Origin of the sequence: Streptomyces sp. HUAS TT7 (assembly GCF_051550175.1) — a bacterium.
Classification (GTDB): Bacteria; Actinomycetota; Actinomycetes; order Streptomycetales; family Streptomycetaceae; genus Streptomyces.
In genome coordinates this window covers 8,213,013-8,229,711 of record NZ_CP196175.1, presented here as the reverse complement: position 1 = coordinate 8,229,711, position 16,699 = coordinate 8,213,013, and the positions used below count along the sequence as shown (strand labels likewise).

Annotated in this window: 17 protein-coding genes and 1 pseudogene; 7 read left to right on the top strand and 11 right to left on the bottom strand. The window is 69.3% G+C overall.

The genetic code is table 11. The features are described 5' to 3' along the window. Positions 1 to 153: 153 nt before the first annotated feature. From ACSHXC_RS37375 to ACSHXC_RS37350, 6 genes are all read right to left on the bottom strand, one after another. Complete coding sequence (locus ACSHXC_RS37375) at positions 154 to 1,779, bottom strand: FAD-dependent oxidoreductase (RefSeq protein ID WP_438295774.1); 1,626 nt, start codon at positions 1,777 to 1,779, stop codon at positions 154 to 156. Positions 1,780 to 2,044: 265 nt separating this feature from the next. After that, entirely contained in the window at positions 2,045 to 2,710 is a 666-nt protein-coding gene (locus ACSHXC_RS37370) for a response regulator transcription factor (protein ID WP_438295773.1), read from the bottom strand. Beyond that, on the bottom strand, positions 2,707 to 3,813 hold the full coding sequence (locus ACSHXC_RS37365; protein WP_438297057.1) for a sensor histidine kinase: 1,107 nt from the start codon (positions 3,811 to 3,813) through the stop codon (positions 2,707 to 2,709). The genes ACSHXC_RS37370 and ACSHXC_RS37365 overlap by 4 nt, the downstream gene beginning before the upstream one ends. Positions 3,814 to 3,920: 107 nt before the next feature. Further along, on the bottom strand, positions 3,921 to 4,463 hold the full coding sequence (locus ACSHXC_RS37360) for a hypothetical protein (protein ID WP_438295772.1): 543 nt from the start codon (positions 4,461 to 4,463) through the stop codon (positions 3,921 to 3,923). 96 nt (positions 4,464 to 4,559) lie between these two features. Further along, entirely contained in the window at positions 4,560 to 5,135 is a 576-nt protein-coding gene (locus ACSHXC_RS37355; protein WP_438295771.1) for a dihydrofolate reductase family protein, read from the bottom strand. A gap of 277 nt (positions 5,136 to 5,412) precedes the next feature. After that, positions 5,413 to 6,282: an MBL fold metallo-hydrolase gene (locus ACSHXC_RS37350; protein WP_438295770.1), complete on the bottom strand. Its 870-nt coding sequence runs from the start codon at positions 6,280 to 6,282 to the stop codon at positions 5,413 to 5,415. A 163-nt stretch (positions 6,283 to 6,445) separates the two neighbouring features. Between ACSHXC_RS37350 and ACSHXC_RS37345 the strand changes: the two genes are divergently transcribed. Together ACSHXC_RS37345 and ACSHXC_RS37340 are read left to right on the top strand one after the other, a co-directional pair. After that, on the top strand, positions 6,446 to 6,919 hold the full coding sequence (locus tag ACSHXC_RS37345; protein WP_438295769.1) for a MarR family winged helix-turn-helix transcriptional regulator: 474 nt from the start codon (positions 6,446 to 6,448) through the stop codon (positions 6,917 to 6,919). A gap of 136 nt (positions 6,920 to 7,055) precedes the next feature. Continuing rightward, entirely contained in the window at positions 7,056 to 8,348 is a 1,293-nt protein-coding gene (locus ACSHXC_RS37340; RefSeq protein WP_438295768.1) for a YhgE/Pip domain-containing protein, read from the top strand. Between the two features lie 156 nt (positions 8,349 to 8,504). Here the strand turns inward: ACSHXC_RS37340 and ACSHXC_RS37335 are convergent, their stop codons facing one another. Then, complete coding sequence (locus ACSHXC_RS37335) at positions 8,505 to 9,569, bottom strand: aldo/keto reductase (RefSeq protein ID WP_438295767.1); 1,065 nt, start codon at positions 9,567 to 9,569, stop codon at positions 8,505 to 8,507. A 120-nt stretch (positions 9,570 to 9,689) separates the two neighbouring features. Between ACSHXC_RS37335 and ACSHXC_RS37330 the strand changes: the two genes are divergently transcribed. After that, positions 9,690 to 10,520 carry a helix-turn-helix transcriptional regulator gene (locus tag ACSHXC_RS37330; RefSeq protein ID WP_438295766.1) on the top strand — a complete coding sequence of 277 codons (831 nt, stop codon included), beginning with the start codon at positions 9,690 to 9,692 and terminating at the stop codon, positions 10,518 to 10,520. Positions 10,521 to 10,574: 54 nt separating this feature from the next. Here ACSHXC_RS37330 and ACSHXC_RS37325 read toward each other — a convergent pair whose 3' ends face one another. After that, positions 10,575 to 11,207 carry a hypothetical protein gene (locus tag ACSHXC_RS37325; protein WP_438295765.1) on the bottom strand — a complete coding sequence of 211 codons (633 nt, stop codon included), beginning with the start codon at positions 11,205 to 11,207 and terminating at the stop codon, positions 10,575 to 10,577. Between the two features lie 178 nt (positions 11,208 to 11,385). On the opposite strand from ACSHXC_RS37325, the gene ACSHXC_RS37320 reads away from it, so the two are divergent. Both ACSHXC_RS37320 and ACSHXC_RS37315 read left to right on the top strand, forming a co-directional pair. Continuing rightward, the gene (locus ACSHXC_RS37320; RefSeq protein WP_438295764.1) at positions 11,386 to 11,988 is read left to right on the top strand and encodes a phosphoribosylanthranilate isomerase; all 603 of its coding nucleotides are present in this window, start codon (positions 11,386 to 11,388) and stop codon (positions 11,986 to 11,988) included. 137 nt (positions 11,989 to 12,125) lie between these two features. Continuing rightward, positions 12,126 to 13,076: an NAD(P)-dependent oxidoreductase gene (locus tag ACSHXC_RS37315; protein WP_438295763.1), complete on the top strand. Its 951-nt coding sequence runs from the start codon at positions 12,126 to 12,128 to the stop codon at positions 13,074 to 13,076. A 27-nt stretch (positions 13,077 to 13,103) separates the two neighbouring features. Here the strand turns inward: ACSHXC_RS37315 and ACSHXC_RS37310 are convergent, their stop codons facing one another. Together ACSHXC_RS37310 and ACSHXC_RS37305 are read right to left on the bottom strand one after the other, a co-directional pair. Next, positions 13,104 to 14,057, bottom strand: coding sequence for a phospholipase (locus ACSHXC_RS37310; RefSeq protein ID WP_438295762.1), 954 nt, complete (start codon positions 14,055 to 14,057; stop codon positions 13,104 to 13,106). Between the two features lie 193 nt (positions 14,058 to 14,250). Then, positions 14,251 to 14,391 (bottom strand): annotated as a pseudogene (locus tag ACSHXC_RS37305) (sterol carrier protein domain-containing protein); the annotation flags it as partial. 266 nt (positions 14,392 to 14,657) lie between these two features. On the opposite strand from ACSHXC_RS37305, the gene ACSHXC_RS37300 reads away from it, so the two are divergent. Next, on the top strand, positions 14,658 to 14,975 hold the full coding sequence (locus ACSHXC_RS37300) for a hypothetical protein (RefSeq protein WP_438295761.1): 318 nt from the start codon (positions 14,658 to 14,660) through the stop codon (positions 14,973 to 14,975). A gap of 19 nt (positions 14,976 to 14,994) precedes the next feature. Here ACSHXC_RS37300 and ACSHXC_RS37295 read toward each other — a convergent pair whose 3' ends face one another. Continuing rightward, positions 14,995 to 15,807, bottom strand: coding sequence for a DUF6585 family protein (locus ACSHXC_RS37295; protein WP_438295760.1), 813 nt, complete (start codon positions 15,805 to 15,807; stop codon positions 14,995 to 14,997). Between the two features lie 314 nt (positions 15,808 to 16,121). On the opposite strand from ACSHXC_RS37295, the gene ACSHXC_RS37290 reads away from it, so the two are divergent. Beyond that, positions 16,122 to 16,670, top strand: a complete 549-nt coding sequence (locus ACSHXC_RS37290; RefSeq protein ID WP_438295759.1) for a DUF1062 domain-containing protein — start codon at positions 16,122 to 16,124, stop codon at positions 16,668 to 16,670. The last annotated feature ends 29 nt before the right edge of the window (positions 16,671 to 16,699 follow it).

Here is a 16,699-nt window from a genome sequence, read left to right as displayed (position 1 = left end):
TCCAGCGGCGTCGGCGGTGTCCGCGCCGACGCCCACCTGGCCGACATCGGCCGGCAGGGCCGGGTGTGCGGCGGGGGCGGCACGGTCGTGACCGTCGGCACCCCCGGCCAGTCGCGTCATCAAGGCCTCGCACCACCTGCCCGGCCGCCCCGGTCAGGTGGGCGGCCGGATCGACAGTGCGTGGTGGAAGACGTCGCGTGGGTCCCAACGGGCCTTGACCTGTTGGAGGCGCGGGTAGTTGTCCTTGTAGTAGAGGGTGTGCCACGGCACGCCGGAGGTGTTCCACTCGGGGTCGGCCAGGTCGGTGTCCGGGTAGTTGATGTATGAGCCGTCGCTGACCGCGCCGGGCACGGGAACGCCGCCGCTGTCGGCGTACACATCACGGTAGAGGTTGCGGACCCAGGCGAGGTTGGTGGCGTCGTCGCGCTCGTCGGACCAGATCGTCTGGTAGACGGCCTTCATGATCACATCACGTTGGGCGACCGCGGTGGCGTCGGCCGGTACGGCGCCGACCTGGCCTCCGTACCCGACCAGGAGCATGCCACCGCCCGCCGTACCGGAGCTGTTGGTCAAGTTCCGGTGAATGGCGGCGAGTTGGGCATCGGTGAACGAGCGCCGCAGATAGCCTGCCTTGATCTTGTAGCGGCGGGTGCCGACGTTGCCGGGCTCGCCGGTGCCCGGCCAGGTGGTCGGGTGCAGCCAGGGCATCGACAGCCAGGTCTCCTGACCCGCGAGCCCGGTGCCCGCGCCGACCGCTTGCGCGAACTCGCTCACCATGTTCCGGGCACCCGGTATGTCCGCGTCGATCTGCACGGTCATCAGGAAGCCGCCGGCCTTGTGGTGCATCGGGATGAGGATCGCGTACAGGCCTGCGTACGGTGAACCAGGTGCGCTGTTGCGTTCGTGCCAGGTACCGAAGTTGTGCAGCAGCCTGGTGAACGCCTCCTTGGTCATCTTCTCGTCCCAGGGCCAGGTGACCAGGTACGCCAGCTGCTCGCGCGGTGCGGCGGGCAGGAGCCGGGACGGGTCGCTCCCGCGCGGGCCGGGGGAACGCAGCCAGTACCGGGTGACTACCCCGAAGTTCCCGCCGCCTCCGCCCGTGTATGCCCAGAACAGGTCGCGGTGCGGGTCGTCCGGCTCGCGCGTCGCCACCACCGCGCGGGCGGTGCCGTCCTGGCCGACCACCACCACCTCCACGCCGTAGAGATGGTCCACCACCGATCCGTACCGGCGGGACAGCGGTCCGTACCCGCCACCGGCGAAGTGCCCGCCCGCTCCCACCTCCGGGCAGCCGCCCGCGGGGATGGTCACGCCCCAGCCCTTGAACAGCGTCCGGTAGACGTGCCCGAGCGTGGCACCCGGCTGCACCGCGAAGGCGCCGCGCGCCGCGTCGTAGCCGACGGCGTCCATGGGCGACATGTCCAGGAGCATCCGCACGGCCGGGTCGGCGGTGAAGTTCTCGAAGCAGTGTCCGCCGCTGCGCACCGCCACTCTGCGCCCGGACCGTACGGCGTCGGCGACCGCGCGCACCACCTGCTCCGTCGACCCGACGACACGTATCTCGTCCGGCCGCCCCACGAAGCGGAAGTTGTTGCCACGCAGCAGGCTTTCGTAACGGGTGTCTCCCGGACGGACCGCCACCGGCCCGAATGTTGTCGACTCCCCCGTCGCCGCGCCGGGCTCCGCGGCAGCCGCGGAAGCCGGCGGGCCGACCGCGCTCGCTGCCGCGCCTGCCGCGGCCATCGCACCTGCCGCCGCGAGCAGCCCACGGCGGTTCAAGGGATGGGGATCCGATCCACTCACCACGGCCTCCTGCCCGGGCCGGCCATCACGGTCAGCCCGGTCGGCGGCGTCGACCGAGCACCTGCGTCAAGGCGACGTTCCGTCATCCCCCGCAACCCACGACGCCCACCGCAGGGGCGAGGGGCCGAGCGGGCGCGTCTGTCCGCGTGACACATATCAACTCCCTTTCTCTGTACGGTTGCTGACGTCTCATCATGCCCCATCCTTCCCGCAGGGCGACCCGCCCCTTCGCGATGCCGGTTCAGGCCAGGCCCGCTGCGATGGCGCGGCGCACGGCGTCGGCGCGGTCCCTGATGTCTGCCTTGGCGAACAGGTTGTTGATGTGGGTCTTGACCGTGGCCTCGCTGATGAACAGCTTCTCGGCGATCGCCCGGTTCGGCAGGCCCTGGCCGATCAGGGTCAGCACCTCGCGTTCGCGCGGTGTGATGTCGCCGGGCAGCGGCTGTTCGGGCGTCGGGGCCTTGGTGCGGGCCGTGGCCAGGAGCCGGTCCTGGACCTCGCGGTCGAGGACGGACTGGCCCGCCGCGGCCGCGCGGATGGCGCGGGCGATGTCCTCGCGCCCCGCGTTCTTGGTCAGGTATCCGCGGGCCCCGGCGCTCAGCGCGGCCAGGATCGAGTCGTCGTCGGCGAAGGTGGTCAGGACGACCACGGCGACCTCCGGATGCTCCTCGGTCAGCCGTCGCGTCGCCTCGATGCCGTCCATCACCGGCATGCGCAGGTCCATCAGTACGACGTCCACCGGCTCCGCGGCGACCGCGGTGAGCACCTGGGTCCCGTCGGCGGCGGCCGCCACGACCTCGATGTCCTCCGACAGGCCCAGGACCGCGGCCAGCGGCTCCCGTACGGCGGCCTGGTCGTCGGCCACGATCACCTTCAACCGCTGCTCGTTCTGCGTCGGTTCACTCATCCCGGGATCACTGCCTCCACTTGCCAGCCACCTTCGTCCGGTCCGGCCATCACCGGGCCCGCCGTGATCGTTCCGCCAAGGAGGGCGGCTCGTTCACGCATGCCGATCAGCCCCATACCGCTGCCGACGCCCGGGCTCACCTTGCGGGTCGCCGCACCGTTGCTCACCGTCAGTTTCATGGACTCCGCGGCGTACGTCAGCTCCACGCGCACATCGGCGCCCGGCGCGTGCCGGGCCGTGTTGGTCAGCGCCTCCTGTGCGATCCGCAGCAGGTTCTGCGTCACCCGGGACGGCACGTCGCGGGCCGTCCCCGTAATGGTCAGCGCGTCGCGGTGGCCGGACGACTCCAGCATCGCGGTCAGGCTCTCCACCAGCGGCAGGGAGTCCTCACGCAGCGCGTGCACGGTCCACTGAGCCTGTTTCAGGCTCTCCTTGACCATGCTGTGCGCCTTCCTGTTCGCCTCGCGGACCTTGTCCAGGTCGCCGGTGTCGATCAGCGCGTCCGCCAGCTCCAGCTGCATGTTGATGCCTGCAAGCGAGTGGGCCAGGACGTCGTGCACGTCGCGGGCGATCCGGCCGCGTTCGGTCAGTACGGCGGTCTTGGCTTCGGCGCGGGCGGCCCGTTCCGCGGACTCGGCCGCCGAGATCGCCGCCAGTACGGCCTGCCGGCTGCTGCGGTTGAGGATGCCGATCAGGACCGGGCCGCCGGTGGTCAGGCCGAGCGCCCAGGGCAGCAGATCGTGGCCGGAGCCGAGGCGGAAGTACAGCACGCCGCTGCACAGCACACTGCACAGCGCCGCGAGGGCGAGGGCCCGTCTGGTCTGGAGGCGGAACCCGATGTGCCCGACGAGGAAGTACGCGAAGAGGTAGCTCGATCCGCTGGTGCTGACGCCGAGCAGTGCCGCCGCGGCGACGATGGAGGCGGTCAGCCACACCAGGGCGACGCGTGGGGGAAACCTGTTCTCGGGCAGGTGCCGGGCCGCCAGCGCGACACAGTTCACCAGGAGCAGCGCGCCGCATGCCAGGCCCCGGCCGCTGAGGTCCAGCGGCCGGACCGTCCAGATCGCGGACACGATGACGAACAGGGTCACGGCCCACTGCATGCGCGGGTCGTGGCCGGGCACGACCCGGGGGCCGTCCTCGTGGTGCGAGGCCGGCCCGGGAGCCTGGGGTTTCTGGGCTTCGGGCACGGCGTGACCATAGTCCACGGTCAGGCCGTACGGTCGAGCGTGGGGGCGGTTCGCGCCGCCGCCGCGAGCGGCTGCCGTTGGGCGACCATCCGGCCGCGGAGGAAGATTGTGGCGAGCCGCGTGACCACCTCGGTCAGCGCCATCAGGACAAAGGCGGCCACCCACGCCTGATCCGTGGTGATGTGGTGGGCGATGCTGAACCGGGCGACGTCGTCGGCGCCGCCGTGCTCGACCCACACCTGGAAGCCCATCCGGGCGCCCATGCCGAGCACCCACAGGACCGCGGAGACCGCGCCGGCCTTGATCAGCAGATGCTCCCCCGCGACGCGGATCCGGGTGCAGACGCCGCCTGCGATGCCGAGCGCCGCGCCCACGGCCATCAGCGCTCCCATGAGCACCAGGTCGTTGCCCGCGGTGGGGATCGAGTCAAGGTAGGTGTGGGCGACGAAGGCCACGATCCCCAGCGGGATCAGGAAGGTCTTGAGGTCGAGCCGGCCTTCCCGCAGCTGCCGGAAGACGACGAGGACGAGCGCGATGTCGGTGATCCAGTCGGTCGTTGTCATGCCCTCAAGACTGCTGCCGACCGGCCTCACGCACCTGGACCCACGGGTGGAACCGAGGGTGGAGATGGCCTGCCGCCACGCGTCCACCCCCAGGGGTCAGTGGAGGGTGGGCCGGTAGACGAGCTCTTGGATGTGACCGTCGAGCGTCCGGTGTTCGAGCAGCTCCAGGTCGAAGTCGGCCGCACCTTCGAAGATCCGGTCGAGGCCGGTCTGGCCGGTGATGACGGGGAAGAGCGTCACCTGCACGCGGTCGACCAGGCCGGCGGCCATCAGCGCCCGGTTCATCGAGAGGCTGCCGTGCGAACGCAACGGCACGTCGGACTCCTCCTTGAGCCGGGCGACCACGTCGACGGCGTCACCGCTCACGACGGTGGCGTCCGGCCAGTCGAGGGGGCCTTCCAGTGTCGTCGACACCACCGTGGCGGGCAGGCTCCTCATCCGCGTGACCCAGGGGTCACGCACATCGGAATCCTCGGTGCTCTCGGCCAGCATCTGCGCGAAAGCCCGATACGTGTTGGCCCCGAAGACCATCCGCTGCTCCGGTACGTACAGGGCGAGGCGGTGGTCGAGCAGCTCGGGGCCCTGCTTGCCCCAGTAGCCGGTCCAGTTGGCGCTGGCGCCACCGAAGCCGTCCAGGCTGGAAAAGACGTCGAAGGTGTATGTGGCGGTCATGTCGCTCTCCTCACGTGCGGTCGACCGGCGCGGCGAAGCAGATAGAAGTTCTTCCTCGGCCGGGCTTCGGGGACTGTCGCAGTCATAGACCCGGCACGGCTGTGAAACTCATCGCCGTGCCGACCGCACATGGTCCCGGCCACTCGAATGCCATGTAGGTCGCGGGAGCGCCGGGCGGTGTCAGCGCGAGCAGGAGGCGTCGAAGCGACCTCAGGTCAAGGCGGGGCCTTCACCTCGGCGACGGGTGCAGCGCCCCATTGTTGAGCGGAGCACGCCCTCACCAGCGGACGGCCGTGAAGTCGATCGGCCTGGGCCTGAGCAGTCGTGTGCGTTCCGCCAGCGCCCGCAGCCGGTGGGACATCTCGTCGCCCGCCAGGCGGTGCCGGTCCCCATGGCCGGGCAGGACCCATTCGAATCGCAGCCGTCCGGCCGTCCTGGCCAGGGAGGTGGCCAACTCCTCGATGGAGTACCAGGTCACGCTGTCCGCAACCTCCAGATCGCCGGTGGCACGCGACCAGTAGAAGCTGTCACCGCTGAAGCAGTACCGGTCGTCCGCGAGGTAGAGCACGCTCCCCCGGGTGTGGCCGGGGAGGGGGTGGGCGATGACTCCCTCCCCGATCTCCACAGGTTCGAGGCCCCGGATCACCTGGTCGGCGTCCGGTGCCGCGTCGAGGTCTCCCTCATGGATCCACAGGCGCGCGCCGAAGTGGTCCGCGTAATGGCGGCCGTGTGCGGCATGGTCCCGGTGAGTGAGCAGCACATCGGTGACCGGGCTCAACGCCGCGTAGCGTTCGGCGAGTTCACGGCTCCAGCGCGGCGTGTCGATCATCATTGCCGTGCCGGACGGTCGCAGCAGGAGGTAGGAGTTGGCCCCTGCGGTGTGCTGGGAATTGTGTCCGCATAACAGCAGGCCGTCGTCCAGAACCATCGGAAATGGGTCACGCGCCCGGTCGATCCGCCCGGCCGTCGTTCGAATCGAGCGTGTGGGACAGGCGAAGACCGCGGCGTGAAGGCTCCGCGCCTCCGCCTCGTCCCGCGGGGAACGCAGAATCCGCGACTTTCCGTCGGCTTCGACGATCAGGTCGGGCGCGAGTTGCCGGGCGACATCGCAGTTGGTGCAGCGATCGTCCACGTACCAGCCGTCCATGGCAGGACTCCTTCCAGAGGTCCAAGGATCCACAGGCCCGAAGGCCCACAGGGCGAATCGGAGCAGGACCGGTCGCCGCCCCGCCAAGTCGGGGAGGCAGCGAACCGGATACAGTAGCTGCATCGCCAAGTATCTTAATCACGAAGGTAAATGGGAACCCCGCATGCGCGTCAACCACCAGGACGACCGGCCCGACGAACCGGCCGACCGGATCATCGCGTCCCTGACGGACCTCGCCGGAGCCCTGGGACGGCTCAACGACCTGATCGCCCAGCGTCTCGGCATCGCGCAGACCGATCTGCTCTGCCTGCACATCCTCAACCGCGCCGGAGCCTGTACCGCCGGAGCTCTCAGCTCTCAGCTCGGGCGTTCCACCGGCGCGGTCACGCACATGATCGACCGCTTGGAGAAGGCGGGTTACGTCCAGCGCAAACCGGACCCTCAGGACCGCCGCCGCGTACTCGTCGAAGCCTTTGCCCCGGGGCTCGAACGGATCGCCTCGTTCTACGAGCACATGGACGCCCGCAGCCGCCTGCTGACGGCCACCTTCTCCGACGACCAGCTCACGGCGATCCACGCCTTCCTTCAGGGCAGTTACGACAGCACCGTCGAGGAGTGTGACCACCTGATCCGGTAGCCCGGCCCGGGCAGCACCGACCCATGCGCTGCGCCGTCGGGTGGAACCGCCGGGCGGGGCGAGCGCGGGGCGCCGGGCACGGGGGCGCGGCCGCAGTTAGCTTGCCGGTGCTGCCCACCGAAGCCCCTGGAGAGCCATGTCTTCCCCTGTCCAGCCCCCTGCGGCCGAGGCGAAGCCGGGCCAGGCACGCCCGGGCCAGGTGCTGCGCAACCCCAAGATCTGGAAGTTCCCCACGGTCATCGTCTCGCTGGCCGTGCTACTGCTCTCGCTCCTGTACATGGGCGGCATCGTCGACCCCAACGGCCATATGCGCCATCTGCCCATCGGTCTGGTCAACGCCGACCGCGGTGCCGTCATGGGCGGGCGACACACCAATCTGGGTGCGCAGATCACCGACTCGATCGCCAAGGCCCCCGACGATCGGGTCTCCTGGAGACAGCTGGACCTGTCCGCGGCCCAACAGCAGCTGGCCACGGGCAAGCTGTACGGGGTCCTTGAGATTCCCGAGGGCTTCACCACGGCGGTGGCGGCGCTCCCCGGTGGCGCGGCGGCGACCATCGCACGGCCCACGATGATCGTCCTCACCAACCCCGGCGTGGGCAGCCTCGCCTCCTCCTTTGCCAGCAACATCAACCAGACGGCCGCCCACCAGGCCTCACTGCAACTCGGCAAGACGCTCACCACGGCTGCTGCCGGTGGGAACAGCGCGGCACAGCTGCTGCTCGCCGACCCGATCGGCGTCACCGTCAAGGTCGGCCACCCGATCGGGGCGCACAGCGGTCTTGGCCTGACCGCCTTCTATTACGCGCTGCTCCTTGTGCTCGCCGGCTTCATGGGCGGCAACATCATCAGCAACGGCGTCGATGTGGGCCTGGGCTACGCGGACAGCGAGATCGGCCCCTGGCACACCCGCCGCCCGGTGGTACCGATCAATCGCACCCGGACCCTGATCGTCAAGTGGGTCATGTCCGTCGCGATCGCCGCGCTGACGTCCGCTCTGATCATGCTGGCCTGCGTGGTGATCCTGGGAATGGACGCCTCACACCTGTGGCTGCTGTGGGTGTTCTCGTTCTGCGCGAGCGCCACCGTGGGCCTCGGAGTGCAGTCCGTCAACGCGGCGTTCGGCGGCATCGGGCAGCTCGTCAGCATGTTCGTCTTCATCGTGCTCGCCCTGCCCTCCTCCGGTACGACGATTCCGCTGGAGGCGTTGCCCGGCTTCTACCGCTGGCTGTCGGTGTTCGAACCGATGCGACAACTCGGCGGAGGAGTACGAGCCATCCTGTACTTCGACGCACGTGCCGAGGCCGGACTCACCCGTGCCTGGGTCATGATCTCCGTCGGGGCGGTGGTGGCGCTGGCCTTCGGCCTGGCCGCGGCCTCCTACTACGACCGCAAGGGACTGCACCGGATGGTGCCGAAGGACTCCTGACCGAGTGCGGTCGTGCGTGGTGCGCGGCCTGGTTTGCTGATCTGCGCAGTGGCAGCGCCGCCCATGCCGGTGACCTGGCCGCCGGGCTCTGCGAGTTATCCCCCTTCCTGCCGCCCTTCCTGTCGGCGGGCTGGGCATGAAGGCGGTCCTTCGGTGTCAGCGGCGGGGTTCGACCTTCAGGTCGCCGCGGGTGAACGCGCGGCCCCTGTCGCTGGCGAGCATGTCGTGCGGGAAGCCGAGTCCGATCGCGCCGGCCTCGTCGAGGCGGGCCAGTTGGGCGGTGGTCAAGTCGACCTCCAAGGCACCCAGATTGTCCTCCAGTTGTGCGGGCGTGCGGGCGCCGATGATCGGTGCCGTCACGCCCGGGTTCCGCAGCGTCCAGGCGAGCCCGACCTGGGCGGGTGTGCGGCCCAGCTCGCAGGCGACCTCCTTCACGACATCCACGATGGCGAGGTTGCGTTCGGTGAGCGTGCCACTGGCGATGGTGACGCTCTTGCGGGTGCCGTCGTCGGAGGCGACGCTCGGCGCGGTCAGGGTGTCGCGCCCGTACTTGCCGGTGAGCACCCCGCCGGCCAGCGGTGACCACGGGACCACCCCCAACCCCATCTCCCGTGCCATGGGGATCAGATCGCGTTCCCCGGTGCGTTCGATCAGGTTGTACTCGATCTGCAGCGCGACCAGCGGCGACCAGCCGCGCAGGTCGGCGATCGCCTGCATGCGCGACACCTGCCAGGCCGGGGCGTTGGAGATCGCCACGTACAAGACCTTGCCCTGCCGGACCAGGTCGTCCATGCCGCGCAGGATCTCCTCGACCGGTGTCGTGAAGTCCCACACGTGCAGGTAGAGCAGATCGATGTAGTCCGTATTCAGCTGTCGAAGGCTGGCTTCCACGGACGCGAACAGGGCCTTGCGGTGATTTCCCCCGGAGTTCGGATCGCCGGGCCGGCGCAACGTCGAGTATTTCGTCGCAAGGACCAGGCTTTCGCGGTTGTCGCGGGTGAATTCGCCCAGCAGACGCTCGGAGCTGCCATCGGTATATGTACTGGCGGTGTCGATGAAATTGCCGCCGCGCTCGACGTAGAGGTCGAACAGCTTGCGCGCCTCGTCCTGCTCGGTGCCCCAGCCCCACTCGGTGCCGAAGGTCGCCGCGCCGAGCGCCAGCGGGGAGACCCGCAGCCCTGAGCGGCCGAGGAGCCGGTAGCTGTCGAGGGTGAGCGACATTGTGTCCTCCTGCGCTTGTGATCCGTTGTCGGAGACAAGTCTGTGACCGCCGCGAGCCGGGGATAAGGGAGAGAAATTCCTGGGAATGCCAGTCCTACCCTTGGCTGTTCATCGAAGGTGATGACCCGCACCGTGAACCCGACAGAGGAGCTGGCCGCGTTCCTGCGGACCCGTCGCGAGCGCCTGGACCCGCACGACTTCGGTCTGCCGTCGCGTCGGCAGGCCCGGCGGACCCCGGGACTGCGCCGCGAAGAGGTCGCCGAACTGGCCGGGGTCAGCACCGACTACATCGTGCGGCTCGAACAGGGCCGCGGGCTGCGGCCCTCGGCGAACGTGGTGGAGGCGCTGGCCAGGGCGCTGCGCCTGCCTCCCGCCGAACGCGACTACCTCTTCAACCTGGCCCGGCAGCGCCCCCGCACCACCGATAAGCCGGCCACCGCGGCAGCGCCGCCGCTGGCCCACCTCGTCACCGACCTGTCGCCACTGCCGGCCATGCTGATGAACCACCGCTACGACATCCTGGCCTGGAACGTCGAAATGGCAAAGCTGCTGGTTGATTTCGGCACCCTGCCTCCGCCGCAGCGCAATGCGATGTGGCTGTGCCTGATGCATCCGGAGATACGCGAGTTTTACGTCGACCGGGAACGCGTCGTGCGGGAGGGAATCGCCCATCTGCGCGCCGCATGGGCCGCGCATCCGGACGATCGGGCGTTGACCGACCTCATCACCGAATTCACCACGCACGACGAGGAATTCGCACGCCTGTGGGCCGAGCGGGACATCAAGGTCAACGGCCGCGGGCACAAGGCGATACGGCATCCTCACGCCGGTGTGATCGCCGTGCATTTCGAAGTACTCGTGCCACTTCAAGATCCCGACCAACGGTTGGTGATCTACCGCGCCGCGGACGACGAGAGCCGGTCGGCACTGGACCAGTTGTGCGCACGGTGATGTCGAACCCTCCACTCGCGCACTGAGCCGAACCGTCGGGGCGAACCCGCCCTGTCAGGCGGGGCCCGCGAAGCGCAGGCACGCATCGACGTCGCGGCGGAGCGCCCGGACCGCGGGTGCCAGGGCGTACGACAGCCGGAACAGCAGCAGTTCGGCGTCGGCCGGGCAGTGCGGCAGGACCTTGGCCAGCCTGGCACGCAGTGCTCGCAGGTCCGTGATCTCGTCGGTGCCGAGCCCGGTGGCGCCGCCTCGTTCCACGCGTGCCAGGAGATAGAGCAGCGGGGTGAGAGGCTGTACCCCCAGACCGAGCGAGGTGGCGGTCAGCCACAGTCGCTGGAGCGCCCGTCCTCCCCGCGCGTACGCGTCCGGTGTCGTGCCCGGGATGCTCAGGACACCGATCGCCGAGGACGCCACGACGAGTTTGCGAGCACCCTCCTCGAACGAGGCGCCTCCCCCGATCCGCCGGAGAAAGGCGAGGTTCGGCCAGTGCCTGGCGATGGCCATCCCGGTCAGGTCCGTCCGGTCGAGCTGCAGCGTGGCGACGTCGATGCCGTCCCAAACACGGGGTGTTGGGGCGAACCTCGCCATCGGTGCATGCCCGCGCTGGGCGTACGCCGTCTCCTGCCCCACCAGGAACTCCTGGTGGACGGGATCGTCGAAGCGGACGTCGAACAGCCTCAAGTGCATCGCAAGGCCCCCCGGAACGTGCTCGGCTCGAACCTACCGGCGACATCATCGCGCCAAGGGACAAGCCCGGAATCCGCAGGGGGCCAGGTCAACGCGCCCCGGCGTGCGGCGACCCGATATTTCGGGGCATGACCCACCTCCGGTGCCGGGCGGGCAGGCGGTTTGATTGACTCGGGGCATGAGTGATCTCTTCGTCAAGATCTGCGGTCTGCGGACCGCGCAGGATGTCGACACCTGCGTCGAGGCGGGCGCGGACGCGGTCGGGTTCGTGTTCGCGACCAGTGCGCGTACGGTCGACGCCGCCACCGCACGGCGGCTCGCCGAACGCGTACCGGCACATATCCTCACCGTGGGGGTCTTCCGCGGCCAGCCGCTCGACGAGGTGCGACGCCTCACGGAGGAAAGCGGCGTCCGTGCGGTCCAGCTGCACGGCGACGAGGGCTCGGAGTACTACGAGGCGCTGCGGGCGCCGGGCCGCACGCTGATCCGGGCCACGGCCGCCACCGAGGTCCCGGCCGGGCTCGGCGAGCTGGGTGAGGACCTGCTGCTCCTCGACGCGCCCGACCCCGGTTCGGGCAAGCCCTGGAACTGGGCCTCCCCCGAGTTCGCCGCCCCCACCGGGCGCTGGCTGCTCGCGGGTGGACTGCACCCGGGCAACGTCCGCCGGGCCGCCGACGTCACCGGCGCCTGGGGAGTGGACGTCTCCAGCGGCGTGGAGAGCGAACGGGGCGTCAAATCAACGGAGTTGATCCGCGCCTTCATCACGGCGGCCCGCCACTGACATCGCCCCCCCCGGCCGGCCCCACGCGGCCGGAACTGCCGACAAGCGCACCACCTCGACGGTGCCCTCGGTGTGGCGGCGCCGCCCTGAGAGGATCAAGCCACGTTGGAAGCCCGCAGAGGAATGGACAGCGAGCAATGACAAACAGAGCGCGCATCGTCGTACTCGACCCGGTCGATCCGGACGCCCTGGACGCCTTGGCCCAGACCCACGAGGTCGAGGTGCGGATCCGCCCCGGCCACGACGAACTCCTGGCCCTCGCCGCCGGGGCCGACGCCCTCGTGGTGCGCAGCGGCGTACGCATCACCGCCGACGTCATCACCGCGGGGCAGCGTCTGAGAGTGGTGGCGCGGGCCGGCTCCGGCACCGACAACATCGACCTGGAGGCCGCCCGGGAAGCCGGAGTCCAGGTGTTCAACATCCCCGGTGCCTCGGCCGGAGCCGTGGCCGAACTCGCCCTCGGTCTGCTCCTCGCGGTGACCCGCAACATCACCCGCGCCGACCGGCAGATCCGGGACGGCATCTGGGACAAGCCGAACCTGGCGGGCCCCGAACTGCGCGACCATGTCCTCGGGGTGGTCGGCCAGGGTCCGATCGGGTCACGCATCGCCGAGCTCGCCAGCGCCCTCGGCATGCGCGTACTCGCCTCCGTGGCCCGGCCCTCGGCCGAGCGGGACGCCGCACTGCGCGAGCGCGGCGTCGAACGGGTCGACCTGCCCGAGCTGCTCGCCACCGCCGACGCGGTGTGCCTGTCCGTGCCGCTCACGGAGCACACGCGCGGGCTGATCGGCGAGGCGGAACTCGCCCTGATGGGCACCGGCTCCTACCTCGTCGATGTGTCCCGCGCCGGCGTCGTCGACGAGGCCGCGCTGCTGCGGGCGCTGCGCGAGAAGACCATCGCGGGTGCCGCCCTCGACGTCCACAGCCAGGAGAACGGCACCCCGGAGTTCGCCGCTCTGGACAACGTGGTGCTGACTCCACACATCGGCGCCACCACGACGGATGCCCAGGCCAGGGTCGGCCGCATCCTGGTCAGCGAGCTCAACGCGGCTCTGTCGGGCGGCTCCGCGACGAACAGGGTGTGCTGACCACGACCGACCCGGCCGACGCCCGGGCTACCTGAACAGGCGGTCGCCGCTGGTGGCCATGCGGTGCGTGGCGCCGTGCTGGTTCACCCAGTCGCGGACGAGCTTGATGGCGTTGGCGCACTGCCAGGAGTTGTCGTACTCCTTCACTCCGTTGAAGGCGCCGTAGCCCGCGATGATGCCGTCGACACGCGCGTCGCCCAGCAGTTTGTCGACGTACCACGGGTCGTTGTAGGTGGTCGTCCAGGACAGCGTGGCCGCGAGCCTTCCGGCGGCACGGTCGCCGGCGCCCTTCTTCAGTTCGGCGCACGTGTTCCAGGTGGCTTCCGTGCAGTTGCCGAATCCCTTGGTGATGTCGGAGTCGCCGTAGTCCATCGCCCGGTGACCGGTCGGGAATCCGGAACCGGACCGGTCGAAGGCGCCGACGACCTGGTCGCGGGTCCCGGTGCTCGTGATGCCCTCAAGGCTGCCGAGCTTGCCCTCCAGGCTCTTCCAGCCCCTGCCGCCGACGTCCGGGTCGCTTCCGCCGTGGTACTCGAAGAATCCGTAGAGCACCTGGATTCCGGCGGCCGTCAGCCGCTGCGCCTTGTCGCGCAGGCCGGCGACGCTGCATGCGCGGTTGGGCGCTTCTCCGCAGTAGTTGGGGTCCTTGATGTCCAGCCAGACCAGCGTCAGTTTGCGCCCCGCCTTGGCGTTGGAAAGGATCCGGTCGATCATGCTGTCGAAGCTCGGGCCGTAGCGGTTGTCACCGGCGGAGGAACAGTCGTGATAGGCGCGCCATTCATTCGGGTTCCACCAGGCGCAGACGTCGATCTCGATGCCGTTGGCGCCATGGTTGAGCGCGGCGTCCACGCCGTCCAGGGTGTCGACCCGGTGCGCGATGGCGTAGATCGCGTGGCGCTGATCGGCTGCCGCCGCCGGGGTCGTGCCGAGCGCGGTGACACCGAGGATCCCGCAGAGCGCCACGGTCAGGGCCCGTAACATCCTGCGGCCGAGGCCGTGTTGGAGGTGAGTGGTCAAGAGGTGGTACTCCTTCGGATCTGTGCCCTGAGGCGGGCGGATGTGCGAAGTACGGTGGATCTATCTGAAAAAGTAGCCTGCCCAGGGCAGATTTCATGACATGTTCTCGGCCTGCTTCCCTCATCAAATGGCCATAGCGGGCGCCGAGTTCGCGCGGTCAGAACCAGTGCAGGCAGTGTGGCGGGCGCTCGGCGCGGAAGAGGGCGTCGGCGAGGGTGGCCGCACCCGGGCGGTGGGCGCGGATGTGTCCGGCACGTACGAGCGTGCTCGGGGCGGTGCCGCCGAGGTAGACGGAGCCTCCGTGGGATGCCGACACCACGACGCGTGATGCCCGGCCACAGTGCAACGTTGCCCCTATGACCGGGTCAAGCGAATTACGGCGAGGAACTCCGTCACCTCCTCGGCATGTGCGCGCAGCCGGCTGACGAAGGTGACAACTGGCCTGCACTGTAGGCCGAACGAGTGACGAGGAATCGTTACGTTCCCGCTCTCGTGGCTGAGGAGCCAAGGCAGTGGAAAGCCTCGGCGCGTTGGTAGTCCCGCCACATCACGGAGCCTGATCCCATGCGCCTTCGCCGCACCGTCACCGCCGTCTTCGGAGCCCTCGCACTCGCAGTCGCGATGCCGACCTCGGCGCACGCCACCACCGGTACGTTCAGTTACGTCTCGCCGGAGTCCGGCGGCCTCGACATCACCAACCCCACCAACGGGGAGTGCCGACTGCTGCTGCAAGGGGCCATCAGCGCAGTCAACAGCACGAACGCCACCGCCGTTCTCTTCACCGACCAGGGCTGCGCACAGCGGCAGACCACGATGGCCCCGAGCGATCAACGTGTCTTCGGGGAGCCCATCCCGCACAGCGTACGGTTCAACCAGGCGTAGCCGGTGGGTGGCGGGCCAGTCACCCCCTGGAGGCCGGCCCCCGTCGCAGGTGATCGGCGAGGGCGCGGAACACGAAGAAGTTGGGGATGCGGCTCACCGCCGTCATCGACAGGGCGCTCCACCGCCCGGCGACACGGATCCGTACGTATCCGTCCTTCACCTCGACGTCCTCGACCTGCGGCCAGGGCATGGACTTGTTGCCCGATCCGATCTCCGTGGGCGTCAGCCACAGCGGGCCGAACTCCAGCCGTCGGCCCGCGTTCAACTGGGCTACTGCCTGCGGCAGTTGGGCCTCCGTGACGGCTTGCTGGATCGCCGGCCCCCACTCGTGAGGCTGCGCGTAGCCCGCCCGGAGAACTACCTGTGCACCCGTGGTGTCCGTGACGGTGTAGGCGTAGGTGATCCTGGTGGTCTGGCCGTACTGGGTGTGCCGGACGATGTTCTGCAGCACGCTCGTGTCGGCATAGCGGACCACTCGTACACCACCGCGATGGGCCGAGGTGAGCCCGTGCTCGAACAGGTCGAGCCGCGATCCTTCGTTCCGGTTGGCGGCGCTGCTGTACGTCATGATCGCGTACAGGCATATCAGCAGCGGCAGCCCCACGACGAAGGCGAGCGGAACGTAGCCGGTCGCCAGGCAGAGCACCACGAGGACGGCCAGCACCGCGGCCGCGATCTGGACGCGCTTGACGTGCTGACGCTGAGCCTGCGCGATCGACGGATAGGCCGCGCGATGCGCCCCCAGCCCCTCCCGTGCCGCAGCGGCACTGACCTGCTGAGCGACCCCGTCCCGGTCGAGGTGGTCCTGGTTCGGCACCGAATCCCCACTCATCCATGCCCCCTGTGAGCCCGCGAGAACTGCCCTGTCACACAACGTAGCCGTGGCAGAGACACGTCAACTTCCGCCGATACAGACGATGTTGCCGGGCTCCTTGGTTCCACGAGCGGCCCCCTGGGAGCCGGTGATAATTCAGTGGAACGGCGCCGCCGTGCGCCATTACCGTGCTGCCGAACCAAGTCGCCCAGGCAAGGACGTCCCGTTGTACACCGTGTGAGACCCCCCGAGTGCTGATTGGTCGCGCGTCGCGCACGTTCGCGCCGCGCCGCTTTTTGCTGCGGACTTCTCACTGAGATCGGTGTACTTCTGTGCTCGAAAACTGGGTGGTCGCACCCACCTGCCTGCCGCTCGTCCTCCGCCGTTGCCACGCCTGCGCGTCCGACCGCTTCCGGGCGAACGGCAAATTCCGCGTCAACGCGAACCACAAGCTCCTCGACGCCTGGCTCCTCGTGCTCTGCACGGGGTGCGGGGAAACGGCAAAGCTCACGGTCCTGGAGCGGATGAACGTGCGCTCCCTACGGCCCGAGCTCCTTGACCGAATGCATGACAACGACCTCGATCTGGCGGCCGAGTTGCTCCAGGATCCGGCCGTACGGCGCCGCAATCGCATCGCCCTCGACTGGGCCAATGCCTGGCACCTCGACACCGGCGGATCGGATCACCTGGACCGGGATGCCATCGACATCTCGGTCCGCTTCGCGGCGCGGATCCCCGTCCGGCCGGTGCGACTGATCGCCGAAGGCTTCGGCCTTTCACGGGCCGAGGTCGAGAGGCTGATCACCGAGGGGAACCTCGTGTCGGCGGTCCGGCTGAGCGGCAAGCTCTCCGGCGACTTCACCTTCACGCTCAAGCGCTGAGCCCACTCGGAACCAGGGCCTGCCCGGCA